The sequence below is a fragment of the Virgibacillus sp. 7505 genome, assembly GCF_002272135.1.
Lineage (GTDB): Bacteria > Bacillota > Bacilli > Bacillales > Amphibacillaceae > Terribacillus.
The window spans coordinates 44797-59644 of sequence record NZ_NPBF01000004.1; the positions used below are offsets into that span (position 1 = coordinate 44797).

Consider the following 14848-nt stretch of genomic DNA (forward strand, 5'->3'; position numbering starts at 1 on the left):
GCGGAATTATTGTTCATTTAAGATAGCATAACTTAACAGTTATTTAAAACGATAACCTTATCATGCTCTTAGCATCCGCTTGATTTTGTTGGCGATACGCTGTTTTTTGCTAAGCTGTTTCGGTTTCTTTTTCGTCGTATCCTGCAGTTTAAAGGATAGGTTTCCGTGCTTTGTATTGTAGGTTGTGACATTAAGCAAATGATTCTTTTTCTTGGAAGATGTAAGCTTAGTTGTCGCATGACGAGGCATCTCACCTAAGATTCGCGCGATAGCTGTATAATTCTCGATTCTGCTGACAAGATGCAAATCTACTATGTCCTTCTCCGCTTCGATCCTTTCGATTATGGATGCCGGGATGACAACATGGAATGCCGATAGCATCTGCTCTTGCATCACTTCAGGATTCACAGGAACTGGATTGTCTATATGATAAGCACCTTTTTGAACAGCAAGAGAGGTTACGCGGTCACTATCCCTGTCGCTAAGCTTCAAATAAAGCTGTTCCTCGGAGGCGTCAACCAAAGAATGATAGCTATACCCTTCTAGTAACAAGCCTTCTGCTTTTTTCTCCACACGTGTTACAGCTGCCGTAAGCTTATTTGAGCGGTGGAAGGATAAAGATTCAGCCTTAGCCAATTCATAAGCTTTTTCTGCCTTCGGATAGATGAGACCATGGAATACTTGCATATTACCTGGATGACGCTCTGCATACCAGAAGTTGATAAGATCATCAAGCTCACCTTGCTCAATGATTCGAAGCAGCAGCTTCTCCCTTGTATTGAAATTCGCATAAATCTCCAGGAAATTATGCTGCTTGATCAATTCTTTCAAGGAATTGAAGATGAATAGCTTATCCTCCATCTGGAAGGAGCGTGTGATCGTCGTGCGCAGTTCAATATTCAATACTCGTGTTAAGTATTGATAATAGGTGAGCAGCTTTTTCTCTTTAGGAAGCTGCAAACCAGCAACAGCAGCAAGCGTCTCTTCAAACTGATGCATATAAAGACGGCCAGTAATCGGTTTTTTTGTAAGCTGCTCCCTGCCTACAGTGAGATTATTCGTGAGATAATAGCACGGGTAATCTTTTACGATAGATATAGAATTAGAGTAAGCATAAGCTTGGATGACGAATGGCTGATCCTCACCAAGCGAGTAATGTTCTGGGAACCGGATATTATGCTCACGAAGCAAGCTTACTCGGAACAGCTTCTGTACGCTGACTGTGTACATGGCGTTAGAGCCATAGAAGCTGAAATTATCTGGGTTCCGCTTGAAAATGGCTTGCGGAACACCTCTATTGATACCGACATATCTCCCGACAACGATGTCACTGTCGTATTGAAGGATTTTCTCCTCCATCCGCTCTAGTGCTTCTTCTCCAAGATAATCATCTCCGTCTACGAAGAAGATGAAATCACCTGTAGCAAGCTCGATTGCCTTGTTTCGCGGACCGCTCGGTGAACCGCTGTTTTCCTGGTGGACAATACGTACAAAACTGTATGTATTGCTGTACTCTTCCAAGATTGCTGGACTTTGGTCGGTAGACCCATCATTTACACAGATAATCTCCAGTTTGTCTTTATCAATGGTCTGATTGATGATACTGTCCAGACACTGCCTGATTGTATTTTCGTCATTATAAACTGGAATTGCAATTGTATACTTCAACTTCATCTTATCCTCCGATATTTACATTCATTTTACACTAATTTCATTTTACAACTAATTCCTACAATATGTAACAAAAAATCACACCACGTACGTTCTCGCGTGGTGTGATTTTTTTATTTTAAGTATGCTGAATGAATCCATACTTCTTTCCCAGCCAACATACCTCGATACCAAGTATTATTTCCGACTTTCTCCGTTAAATTGACCTGAAACTCTTTACCAGCATAACTCGAGAGATCATAGACGAGGTCTTTCGAGCCGCCCCATGCTTTGGCATAAGCACTGCCTGTTCCTAAGACATGCAAGGTTTTACTTGTCTTATCAACTGTAACGTGTGAATACGTCTTAATCTGTGCTGCTTCCACCCAGCCAATGGTACCGCTTGTGCTACTCGGCTCACTGCTGATCAGATAATATGTTTTCTTATCAAAAACAAGTTGTTTCTTTATGTAATATACCTGATTTGTATAGCCATTCGTTGCTTTTTTGGCACCTGTTGTTATACCAGGGGAAGTCAGAATGAGGGCTTCTGCCCTCAAATGACCAAGCCTGCTTGTCTTGCTCTCTTCTTTTGTAGACAAATAAGCACTGTGCAGCCACATCTGCTTTCCGTCAAGAGTTCCGCGATACCAGGTATTATTGCCGACCTTCTCTGTCAGATTCACATAAAAAGCCTTACCTCTTGATGCAGACAGATTACCGCTGACAAGATTCTTACTGCCGCCCCACGCTTTATTGTACGATTTCCCTAAACCTGTTATATAAAGTGTTTGAGCAGTTTTACTGACTCCTGTGTGGGAATATGTCTTCATCTTACCTGCTTCCACCCAGCCGACAGTACCGCTTGTGCTGCTTGGATTGTAGCTGATAAGGTAATAGGTCTTCTTATCGAAGACCACTTGTTTTTTAATATAAAATACCTCATCTGTATAGCCATCGGTTGCTTTTTTGGCACCTGATGCGACGCCGGGTGCAGTCTGAATGACTGCATCAGCGTTTAATTGTCCCAGTCTGCTGGTCGTACTTTCTTTCTTAGTCGACACATAAGTACTGTGGAGCCACATTTGTTTTCCGTCAAGTGTTCCGCGATACCAGACATTATTGCCGACTTTCTCTGTCAGATTCACATAAAAGGCCTTACCTCTTGATGCAGATAGACTGCTGCTCACAAGATTCCTGCTTCCGCCCCAGGCTTTATTATAAGACTTTCCAGATCCAGTCAGGTAAAGCGTCTGAGCAGTCTTATTGACGCCCTTATGGTCATGTGTCTGCAGCTGTTCCGCTTTTACCCAGCCTACTACTTCTTCTGTCCTGCTTGGTGCATAGCTGATAAGGTAGAACAGCTGTCCATCTCTTTCAATCTGCTTCTTGATGTAATAGACCTGATTATATTCATTGCTTGCAGCATTTCTGTATTTAGCTGTATTTTTAGCTTCTGTATAGATTTTGGCTCCACTGCGCAGATGTCCCAGCTTGCTTGTATTGCTTTCTTTTCTCTTATCAGTGACAAAGCTGGAGTGCACCCACACTTCCTTCCCATTGAGGGTACCGCGTATCCAAGTATTGCTCCCGACTGTTTCCGTAAGGTTTGAGGTGAAAACCTTGCCCTTCATTGACGCTAAGTCATACACTTGGTTCTTGGAACCGCCCCAGGCTTTATTATAGGCTTTACCGACTCCCGCAACTGTGTACATATACTGATCATGATTAACCGTTTTATGATCATATACTTTCACATCACTTGCTTTCATCCACCCTATTGTCCCGGAAGAGGCACTTGGCTGAGTGCTTAATAAATAGTAAGTGGTTCCGCTGACGTTGGCTTGCTTCTTGATGTAATAGACTTGGTCTGTTTTAGTTGATCCTGCTTGTGTACTGCTGGACAAGTTCGATAGATTCGGATAGATTCTCGCACTCGTAGTCCGAATATGTCCTAGTTTGCTAGTGCTACTGTACTTAATCGCTTTCTGGTTATACTTCTCCGTAACAAGTGTTACAAATTCGCTCCAGTTGTAGCCGTATTGTGCAAAGTAGCCATGCGGGTCTACATGTGTCGTACCACCCAGGAAATTGCTTACAGCTTTATGCGACCACAACGTTCCTCGTCCATTTGCTTCTGCACTTGTTACACCAAGATTATATTTTGCCAGCACATAAGCAATATAATCCGCATAGTTATTAATAGATTTTGCAAAGTCCTCGAAGTTATCCTCCCGGACCAATTCCACATGAACAAAACGTTGGTTCGCGTAATATCCCCCGCCCCATGCGGCATAATCAGTCGGATGGATTTCGATGATATTGCCATGATCGACAAATGCATGAACAAATGCATTATTGTAATTTTCTGTCATGTAATTTATCTCACCGCGGATTGTAGAATTTGGATTTGCTGTTTCATGTGCTACGACACCTTCCACAGCACCTCTCCCGTTTCGGTAATTGAATTTGGGAAACTGGCTTTTATACTCATATTTAATGGAAGACGTAGATGGCGTATTTTTTTTAATCCAATCGTTAACGTCCGGATAACTAGCTCGAATAGATAAGCGAGGTTCTGAAGAGGATTGAATCTCAGATTCATCCACTCCATCACGCCACTCTAGCGGAATGTATTGAAGCTCTTCAGCAGATAACTTACTGATATCAATGCCATAAACCATCGTACCTTCTTTAATACCGAGTTCGTTGTATCGCGGCTCTTCTTCCTTTTGCTCTTTGACTGCCGATTCCTGCTTCGTGCTGTCTTGTTCTGTATCTGGCGTATCTGTTTGTAATTCTGACTGCTCTGCCTGTTCTTCTGCTGCTGGCAGATCAGTTTCTTCCTTGCCAACCGATTCATTATCTATCTGAGCAGACGACGCAGCAGGTTCCTTTTCGGTCTCTTTTGCTATCGCTGAATCTTCTGTGCCTATTTCCTGAGGTGCAGCATTAGTATTGGAATCACTAATGTCATCCTCTTTATTCTGAACATCATGCTCTTCTGCAAAAACTCCCACTGGCATGATACTGAAACATACCATCAAAACGACTATCAAGCTAATAACTTTTTTCATTTTTACCCTCTGTCCTCTTATTAGAAAATGGTTATAGCTGCCGTTTCAAATTTCGCCTCCTTCTCGGCCTGATTGGATTAGGAAGTATATGATGTAAAATAATTGCTAAAACCTTTCCTACCTAATATATCGACAAAAAATTTACAATCTGAAATACTAATTTACAAAAAAAGCACATTATCCTCATCGGATAATGTGCTTTTCTGATTTAACGATAGTTTGGTATATCAAGATACAAGGTATAAATACCTATATTTTGATATAAGTTGTACATTGTTGAGACTTGCTTGGATGCCCAGCCGATATCGGTAGCGTACTGCTTGCCGAATGTACCGGTTGCTGCCATCGCCTCAGGGTTCCATCTCATCTTATACAATGTATTTTGACCTGAATTGATGTAGCCGGATCCTATATACTGTGCTCCCCCGACTATCGCAAGATACGGAGAAGTCCAGCCTTCTTCATAAGCACGTTTTGCCCCGCAATCTATTGGACAGGAGTCATAAGCTCCGATGCCATACATGTTATAGACCTTCGTGCCGTTATACATTACTCCTTGGGCAAGTGTGGACGAACCATTACCTGTCTCAAGTGTAGCATGTGAAACCAAATAAACATCATTGACTCCATAAAGCTTAGCTGCATCAATGAATGCTTGTCCTTGTCCGGAAAGTGTTCCTTTTCCATTAAGGTATTTATTCAATGTCGCTGCGTCTGCATCACTGGCTCTCGTCAGATCCAGGAATTGGAAACGCTGTCGCTCATCATTGATGAAGTTATTCGGATCAAGATAGTACTCGATATCCTCCGGACTTGCATTCACCCACTGACGTGAATTCGTGAACTCGATTTGCAGCCAGCTGCCTGATTGACCAAGAACAGTGACTTTTGCTCCTTTGCTCAAAGTTCCGACTACCCAGTAGCTAGTACTAGGACCGCCGCGTACATTCAGCAGGTCTGCCGTAACTTGGTTATTGCTGTTGATGTATTCAGCAGATACATATGTCTTGTACTCGCTGTCTGTCTGTGCAGATGCAGTACTCTGAATAGCTACTGCTTCTTCCAGTGTCAAATCGTATTGTGTTTGTTTATCGTAGCTTTCAACCACAAATGCTTCATGCAGCCACATCGTTTTCCCATCCAGTACACCACGGTACCAAATGTTGTTTCCGACTTTTTCTGTCAGATTGACTTTGAATTGAGAACCTTCATATTTGGACATATCGCTTGCGACTAAGTCCTTCGAACCACCCCACGCTTTTGCGTAGGAACTGCCTTTTCCATTCGAGTAGAATGTTTTTGCAGTTTTGTCGATAGTCGTATGTTCATGTGACGACATCTCAGTGGATTTCACCCAGCCGACAACACCAGTTGTACTGCTTGGCTCTCTACTGATCTTATAATACGTTGTGCCATTCACTTCAACTTGTGCCTTGATATAGTAGACAGCATCCGTCAGCCCTGCATCAGAAGCATTTCTTCCTGATGTATCAGACCAGTTATCGTACACTGTTGCACTACCATTCAAATGGCCAAGACGGCTGATCTTCGTTTCAATTACTTCCTGGACGTAAGCACTGTGAATGAACACTTTTTTACCACCAAGCATTCCGCGGTACCACGTATTATTCCCGACTGTCTCAGTCAGATCAACACTGAAAACTTCATTCTTATAGTCTGATAGATTATAAACTAGATCCTTGGATCCGCCCCAAGCTTTGGCAAATGCCTGGCCAGTTCCTTTCACTAGGAAGCCCTTCTTCTCTTTGCTGATCGTTGTGTGATCATGCGTAGACAATTGGGATGCTTTCACCCAGCCAACAACTCCGTTAGTTGCGCTCGGTTCCTTGCTGATTAAGTAGTAAAGCTCACCTGCAACAGTTGCTTCTTTTTTAATGTAATAGACAGCATCTGTGTATCCGCCATCTACAGCTGAAAGAGTAGAAGCCGGGTTTTTCAAATCAGGATAAATCACTGCATCGGCATGCAGATGACCAAGCTTACTTACACGCTGCTCAGTGATTTCAGGCTCGTATGCTGATAGATAAGCAGAATGGATAAACACCTGCTTACCATCCAGCATTCCGCGATACCATGTATTGCTGCCGACAGTCTCAGTCAAGTTTACATAGAAGGTTTTGCCTTCTAGATCGCTCAGGTTGTAGACAATATCCTTCGATCCACCCCATGCCTTCGCAAAAGCTTGGCCAGATCCTTTAACAGTGAAGGTCTTCTTGTTTTTATCGATTGTCGTATGAGTATGCGTAGACAACTGGGCTGCTTTCACCCAGCCAACAACACCGTTAGTTGCACTTGGTTCTTTGCTGATCAAATAATGCAGTTCTCCGTTTATCTTCGCCTGCTTTTTGATATAGTAAACGGCGCTTGTGTATCCGCCGGCTACTGCATTGATTGCAGAAGACGGATCATTGATATCTGGATAAATAACCGCACTGCTCTTCAGATGACCAAGCAGACTAGTTTTCTGTTCCTCTTCGATTTTAACTGGCTCATATGCTTCCACGTATGCAGAATGGATATAGACAGTCTTACCAGCTAGGGTTCCTTTGTACCAAGTGTTGGCACCGATTTTTTCTTCAGCGCTCACTTTGAACTGCTGGCCTTTGTATTGGCTAAGGCTATAGACTAGATCCTTAGATCCTCCCCAAGGCTTGCTGTAGGCATTCCCAGATCCGCTGATGATAAATGTCTGCTGATTGCTGTTCACTACCGAATGCTCATGTGTAGTCATTTCAGTAGACTTCACCCAGCCGACAACACCAGTCGTACTGCTTGCCTGTTTACTAATAAGATAATATGTTTCATTATTCCATTTCGCTTGTTTCTTGATGTAGTAAACAGCATCGGTATAGCCGCCAGCGACAGCTCCTTTGAAAGTATCCATATCGTTAAGATCAGGATAGATGACTGCATTGGAACGCAAATGACCCATTAGGTCAATTGAAGTTTCCACGGGAGCAGCTGCTGCAGCACGCATCGTCTGCTTTTCAGAATCATCAGCCTCTTCGGTGTCAGTTTCGGAATCTTCCTCTACTGCCGGAGCATCTGTTTCTTCTTCCTGATTCACAGCTTCATCCTCAATCTGCTGATTTTCGCTGTCGGTTTCTTCTCCTGTTGAAACATCACCCTCGTTTTCTTGCGCTTCTTCAACAGGTGCTGTTCCTGTTTCATCAGTCTCATCGACAGTGCCAGTTTGATTTTCTGGAGCAACAGTTTCTGACTGCTCTGTCTGTGTCTCATCTACTTGCTGGACAGATTCTGTCTGCTGATCAGACTTTATCGTTTCTTCCGCAGACACATAGTTGGCCGGAGACACTAAGCTAAACAAAAGCAGAAAGATTAAAACATATGCAAATTTCTTCATTTCACCCTCCAAAATATTCAGTTTTCAATGTGCAGACGCCATAGCATCGTTATTGTGTATCGAAAAACGCATCGACCACTCCTTCGTTTTTACTAGGAATAGGCAACAATGGTATGTAGTAGGCAACTATTTACCTATTTATCTATAATTCTACAAAATCAAACAAAGCTTTACAATCTAATATCTGATTTTCATTTAGTTTACAATTAAAATAGTTCTATAGATTCAATTTTTTCCATTATATTGAAAAAGACTTTTCCCGCTTTTATAAATCAAAATTAAATAATAAAAACCACCGTCAGCTAGTGACGGTGGTTCACATTATTTAATAACTTGTTTTACTACGCGTTCCGAAGCTTTCCCATCCTCTAGATAACAGAAACGGTTGTAGAATGCTTCAAATCGTTCATCCGGCTGATAGCCTTCCCTGTCAATACGTTTTACTTCCTGGATGATTTGCTCTGTTTGTTTCAATAAAGGTCCAGGAGCAGTTTCTTCAAAATCAAAGTAGAATCCGCGAAGATTATCCCGATAGTCATCCAAATCATACACGAAGAACATCATAGGTCGACGCAGGTTGGCATAGTCAAAGAATACGGAAGAATAATCCGTAATCAGCATATCAGCCATCAAGTAAAGTTCACGGATATCTTCATGCTTGGAAAAGTCATAAGCAAATCCTTCATAGCTGGAAAGATCCAAATTCTCAGCAACAAGATAATGCAGACGCAATACAACGACATATTCGTCTCCCAGTTCCTGACGCATACGTTCCAGATCCAGCTCTAAATCAAACTTATATTTTCCTTTCTGATAAAACTGATTATCCCGCCAGGTTGGTGCATACAGGATAATTTTCTTATCCTCAGAAAGCCCGCAGCTTTTTTTAAGTGCTTCTATATTCTCCGGCTTATTATGTGTATAAAGGAAGTCGTTTCGCGGGTATCCTGTTTCAAGCATATCCTTCTCAAATCCGAACGCCCTCGCGAAGATTTCACTGGAGTACGCATTTGGCGAAACAAGATAATCCCATTTGGAAGCTTCGAATAAGAAATTGCGTTTATACGCCTCGGTATTCGTACCAGGCATATGCACCTCGTCCATGTCTGCTGCAAGTCGCTTCAGCGGTGTACCATGCCAGGTTTGCAAATAAATCGTATGATTTGGTTTTGGAATCCATAGCGGCAGACGGCTGTTGGAGACCCAATACCTTGCCCTTGTCATAAGGAACAACCAACGGATGGAGAACCTGCGCACATAAGGAACGTCCTTTGTTTCAAAGTAAGGAACTGCACGTCGGTCCGAGCTCCAATACATTTTGTACTCCGGATGGTGTTCCAGCATGTACTCATAAATCGCTCTTGGATTGTCACTGTATTGTTTGCCAAGGAAACTTTCGAAAACCATAAGTTTTTTATCAACAGGCAAGATAGCTCCAAAAAGCTTGAACACCTGCTGATAACTGTTTTTAAGGAATCTGCCTCTGCGGATATTAACCCACTTGCGTCTCGCTCGCGAGATACTTTCCCGGATAAAGAAATACTCAGAAGTTTGAACAGAAAGATATTTCGACTTCTTCGTTAATCTCACGGTCATTTTATATTTCTTACCATTGATAGTCGTTTTCGCAGCCGCTGGCAAGGTTGAATCTTTTTTCAGATGGCGCATGCGGATACTGCGGATGGTCTGGCGCACACCATTATGTGAATAAGTCAGCTCTACATAAAATTTCAGAAACTTCTTATCTGACAAATCAATATGAGGTGTTATATCGAATAGTCCCTCGAATCCTGAGTGCCGGAGCAGCTCATTTCCTTCATATTTATCTGCTAAGTCCTCGCGTTCCTTAAACTGAAGCGGGAAGACTTGTTCTTCCTCTTCATTCAAGTTGTTTGTCACCACGAGTTTCAGTTCTTCCAATTTATAAGCTTCGCTTTGGTATAGCGGAGCATAGTTAATTGAACCGGAAAAATGCATGACTCCCGTTTTCTTTAAATGGACTTCTTCCAAATTGGCAAAGAAAACATAATCGTTTACTCGGAAAGAGATGTTACCTTTTCCGGTGCGATACGGGTAGAAAACCTTGTCCGTTCCTGGTATGAAATAGGAATTATATTGCAGGTGCTCCGGCGGATTAGAAATCCGAGCCCGCTTCGTTTCTCCTTCATTTTCCCGTTCAACGTACAGATCCCACATAACTCCATCCTGAAGCATCTGTGTATGCTCGGAAGGGTCCAGCGTTACCTTACAAATCGTATATTCATCTACGCTGTGGTCTTCATTAAAAGTAAGGTAAATGTCCTCGTTTGTATAACGATTCATCAATAAGAATCGATATGTTTCATAATCAGCGATGTAGGAGGCTCTTATCGGAATTTCCATATAGAAAATTCCCGCTTCAATACGAACCGATATGGCTCTCCTATTTCGAAGGCTGATGTTTTCCATGCAGTACTTTCTCCTCTCGACTAGCAAATCCATTCCTTATTATAAATTTCATATGTAGGTAATTCAACAATGCTTTTGTAAAGTTCTTTACATATACTTCGTATTTGAATTGGTTTTTTTGCTCTTCCTTAGCATGTTTCATACCAAGTCATTTATACATTTTCTTAACCAATTGTAGGAAAATTAGGTAAATATGTATGCAGATTCGACAATTCGCGCATATATTTGCATTCTATTATCATAGCAGACTTGAAATTTAATTAAAATGTAAATATAATGTTAATCAGGTGTAAATGTTATGATCTATACTTACACTGTGACAATGATGATGCAGACAACTTTTATATATGAAAAACCAAAACTAATAAAGGAAATGAGGCACAACAATGAAGAAAGTAATTACGTACGGTACATTTGATTTGTTGCACTGGGGCCATGTAAACTTGCTTCGCCGCGCGAAAGAAATGGGCGATTATCTAGTAGTGGCAATCTCTTCTGATGAATTCAACAAGCTGAAAGACAAAAAGTCTTACCACAGCTTTGAAAACCGCAAAATGATCCTTGAAGCGATTCGTTATGTGGATGAAGTTATCGCGGAAGAAAGCTGGGATCAAAAAGTCCACGATGTAGTGGACCATAATATTGATGTATTCGTCATGGGCAGCGACTGGGAAGGCAAATTCGACTTCTTGAAAGAACATTGTGAAGTCGTATATCTTCCACGTACAGTTGGTATCTCCACTTCTAAGATCAAAGATGATCTTTTAGAAGTTAATAATGGTTAGAGAACTTGCTATTTCTCTCTATCTAGCGTTCTTCAAAATGCTATTTATATGTTTCAAGCTATTTCCCCAAAAGAACAAAACCACCTTGGTTTCCTCTTTTGGGGATAATGTTTTGTATACGGCTAAATCGCTTGAAAAGTGGAACGCGGGAGAAATAGTCATATTAAAAACATCTTCCTGCAGGGAAGAATTCACTGATCTGGATGCGGAGATTGTACCATTTGCCATGACGAATATCAGCGCTTTTGTAAAAGGTATCTATCATCTGGCCACTTCGCGCGTCGTGATGGTAGATAATTACTTCGGATTTCTTGCCGTAACGGATTTCAAACCAAATGTCACATGCATTCAGCTGTGGCACGCGGCAGGTGCGATGAAGAAGTTCGGCTTGATGGACCCTTCTGTCCAGACTAGAAGTCCAAAGGCACAGGAAAGATTCAAACAGGTATACAGCCGTTTCACATATGTTACGGTCGGTTCGGAAAAGATGGCATCCATCTTCCAGGAGAGCTTCGGTCTGTCGAATGCGAATATATTGCGGACTGGTATGCCGCGAACGGATTTCTTCTTCGACGATAGTCAAATCGATCAATACGAAAGAGAAATCACCGAGCAATATCCAATTATCAAGAAGCGTAAGGTTATCCTGTATGCTCCGACTTATCGTGATGATGAGCTGGCCAAGCCTAAAATAGAACTTGATATCGAACGCTTGTATCGGGAGCTGGGTCAGGAATATGTATTGTTCCTTCGCCTTCATCCTGCTGTTACATGGGATCTGGCAAACTATTACCCGAATTTCGTAATCGATGTCACACACTATAAAAATATCAATCCACTTTTACTAGTTACGGATATCTTGATTACCGATTATTCTTCCATACCATTTGAATATTCGCTGCTGAACCGCCCGATTATCTTCTTTACGTATGATCTGGAGGATTACCAGAAAAAACGCGGTGTGTCAGACGAATATCTTGAATCATTACCAGGACCAATGGTCAGAGATACAAAAACAATTATTAGAGTGATCAAAAAGGGTGATTTCCAACTGGAGAAGGTACAGGCTTTCTCTAAACAGTGGAACCAATACTCAAACGGACATGCGAGTGAGCAGCTGGTACAGGCGATGTATACATCCAACCCGGCCGTTGCTGCCACAGCCAATCCATCCACTCAGACGACACGCTGATAAATTCAGCGTGTTTTTTTTGTATAAAAAAACCCCTTCTCCATTGGAGAAGGGGTTTTCCTTTATTGCTGATGCTGTTTGCGCCGTTCTTCTTCTGTCACTTTCGGGAAACCTACCATATTGAGTAATGGACGATAGCGGTCGCTGATCAATCCCGTAATCTCAACGATCAGTTCAATCAGTATTGCCAAGGCAATAATCAAGATGGTTGAGCCCCACATGGTTGCTTCCGTGTAAAGGACACCTGTAATGCTGAAGATTCCGCTGATCGCATAGATAACAATAACAGTCTGGCGATGCGAGAATCCTAGATTCAAGAGACAGTGATGCAAATGCAGCTTATCCGGTGCTGATAAAGGCTTCTTCTGTACAATCCGGCGGATGATAGCAAATGTTGTGTCCAGGATCGGAACACCAAGAATGATGATCGGCACGATCAAGGAGAACAATGCAACGTTCTTGAACAAACCGCTTACGGATAGAACAGCAATCATATAACCGAGGAATAATGCTCCTGTATCCCCCATGAATATCTTAGCCGGGTGGAAGTTGAACACTAGGAAGCCAAGTGTGCTGCCTAAAAGCAGGACGCCCATCATTGCAGAGATTGGGTTACCCATGCTGATGGCGATCATGGCAATCGTGAACAGCGCGATAGCTGACACTCCTGCTGCCAATCCATCCAATCCATCAATCAAGTTGATGGCGTTCGTTATACCGACAATCCACAGAATCGTGATTGGAATTGCCCAAACACCGAATTCAATTCGTCCAGTGAATGGCAATGTTACAAAGTCGATCTGGATGCCGCCCAATACCGTTACAGTAGCGGCTGCAATCTGTCCGATTAACTTCACTTTTGCGGATAGCATGAACTTATCGTCCAGCACTCCGATTAAAGTAATCATTGTTGCACCAATCAGGATTGGTGCTGTATTCGAATCATGTGGCATGAAAACCAAATAACCGATGATGAAACTGATGTAAATGGCCAATCCGCCTAGTCGCGGCATGATTTTCTGGTGTACTTTTCTAGCGTTTGGTTTATCCGTTGCTCCGATTGCGAATGCCAGCTTTTTCACCATAGGCGTCAGCGCAATTGAAAGGATGAAACATGCTGCCAACGCTACGATTAAAGGCGTTATGTGTACCATTTGTATCCTCCTAAATAGCTTGCAAATCGTTCCAAAAATGCTTTTATAATCCAAGTATCATAAATTACTAGATTTCGACAGTATTCTGCGTAGGTTCTGTACTATTATAATGTTTCTATTGACAAAACACAATTGCACATAATGTAAATTTTACATCATAACCGGGTCAAGCGCCTTTACATTTCTTTTACATTTATCAAGCTTCTTTGATAAAGTTGCTGAGAATCGCAAACATCCGCTCTTTCCCTGATTGAAACGGCTCTGGTTCAAAGTGCTCTGCCTCCTGTATTATCTTACCGAGATCTTCTCCTTCTCCCCAGCTAAGGATATGCTTCTGTTCCAGGAAGATGGACATCAGCTGCTGCTGATGATCATCATTATGTTCGCCGTACTTTTTCAGTCTGGCTGCCGCGATTACCTTTTTACCCTTTTTCAAGGCGGAGATAACCGATCCGGTACCTGCATGCGTGATCACAAGCCGGGCATCCTCCATCAGCTGATCCATGACTTCATAGTTAACGAATGGTTTTATTGTCAATAAGTCACTGTCAAACTTCGTGTGTCCAGCTTGGACGATAACTTCCTCATTGATGATTCCTTCCCGTTTCAGCCGTTCCACCTCTTCAAGCAGTCGGGTGAATGGAAGCTCGTGGGTACCTAAGACGACCAGTATCAATAGATGGACCCCCCATAGACCGCTTTCGGATAAATCTGTTTCATCGTCTCCCATTGGACGATGAATAAATCGGCGATAGGATAAATCAGCTTACCTGAAATGGTCGGTGAAGTGGACTTTGCAAAGCTCTCGATGAAGATGACACGCTTCCCAAACAGCTTGGCGATATAGCACATCGGCACGGATGTATGTGCTCCCGTGGAGATGACAACATCCGGACGATGCTTCAGGAATAAAAAGATCGATTTTATAATGTTATAACTGAACTTGAATATATAGCGAAAAGGATAATTGCGTGCGCCGTATACAAGGAAGCTCATCGGGTGCTTGCCCTTCATCTGCTCCGTGATTTCAGATTTCTCTGTCACGATATGGTAGTCATATTCCTTAAAAAGCGGCTCCAGCTGCAAAAGCTGCGTTAAATGTCCGCCAATGGATGAGATCAGAAGCAATTTTTTCTTTTTCGTTTTCATCACAGATT

At 42.3% G+C, this 14848-nt stretch carries 9 protein-coding genes; 2 read left to right on the plus strand and 7 right to left on the minus strand.

What is annotated here, in order from left to right; translation table 11 throughout:
* Nucleotides 1-60: 60 nt before the first annotated feature.
* The 4 genes from CHH91_RS00215 to CHH91_RS00230 all read right to left on the minus strand — a co-directional run bounded on the left by CHH91_RS00215 (nt 61) and on the right by CHH91_RS00230 (nt 10560).
* A complete protein-coding gene (locus CHH91_RS00215) occupies nt 61-1674 on the minus strand; it encodes a glycosyltransferase family 2 protein (RefSeq protein ID WP_095220888.1) in 1614 nt (537 codons plus the stop codon).
* Between the two features lie 110 nt (nt 1675-1784).
* Nucleotides 1785-4727 carry a peptidoglycan recognition protein family protein gene (locus CHH91_RS00220; protein WP_095220889.1) on the minus strand — a complete coding sequence of 981 codons (2943 nt, stop codon included), beginning with the start codon at nt 4725-4727 and terminating at the stop codon, nt 1785-1787.
* A gap of 208 nt (nt 4728-4935) precedes the next feature.
* Nucleotides 4936-8112 carry an N-acetylglucosaminidase gene (locus CHH91_RS00225; protein ID WP_095220890.1) on the minus strand — a complete coding sequence of 1059 codons (3177 nt, stop codon included), beginning with the start codon at nt 8110-8112 and terminating at the stop codon, nt 4936-4938.
* A 321-nt stretch (nt 8113-8433) separates the two neighbouring features.
* A complete protein-coding gene (locus CHH91_RS00230) occupies nt 8434-10560 on the minus strand; it encodes a CDP-glycerol glycerophosphotransferase family protein (protein WP_095220891.1) in 2127 nt (708 codons plus the stop codon).
* Nucleotides 10561-10946: 386 nt separating this feature from the next.
* Between CHH91_RS00230 and tagD the strand changes: the two genes are divergently transcribed.
* Together tagD and CHH91_RS00240 are read left to right on the plus strand one after the other, a co-directional pair.
* Nucleotides 10947-11345, plus strand: a complete 399-nt coding sequence (tagD, locus tag CHH91_RS00235) for a glycerol-3-phosphate cytidylyltransferase (RefSeq protein ID WP_095220892.1) — start codon at nt 10947-10949, stop codon at nt 11343-11345.
* A gap of 112 nt (nt 11346-11457) precedes the next feature.
* Nucleotides 11458-12537 (plus strand): CDP-glycerol glycerophosphotransferase family protein, encoded by a 1080-nt coding sequence (locus CHH91_RS00240; protein ID WP_286160646.1) that lies wholly within the window; start codon nt 11458-11460, stop codon nt 12535-12537.
* Nucleotides 12538-12599: 62 nt separating this feature from the next.
* Here the strand turns inward: CHH91_RS00240 and CHH91_RS00245 are convergent, their stop codons facing one another.
* From CHH91_RS00245 to pssD, 3 genes are all read right to left on the minus strand, one after another.
* A complete protein-coding gene (locus CHH91_RS00245) occupies nt 12600-13691 on the minus strand; it encodes a glycosyltransferase family 4 protein (RefSeq protein ID WP_095220894.1) in 1092 nt (363 codons plus the stop codon).
* Between the two features lie 196 nt (nt 13692-13887).
* On the minus strand, nt 13888-14367 hold the full coding sequence (gene pssE / locus CHH91_RS00250; protein WP_095220895.1) for a PssE/Cps14G family polysaccharide biosynthesis glycosyltransferase: 480 nt from the start codon (nt 14365-14367) through the stop codon (nt 13888-13890).
* Nucleotides 14364-14840, minus strand: a complete 477-nt coding sequence (pssD, locus tag CHH91_RS00255; RefSeq protein ID WP_095220896.1) for a PssD/Cps14F family polysaccharide biosynthesis glycosyltransferase — start codon at nt 14838-14840, stop codon at nt 14364-14366. The genes pssE and pssD overlap by 4 nt, the downstream gene beginning before the upstream one ends.
* Nucleotides 14841-14848 lie beyond the last annotated feature (8 nt).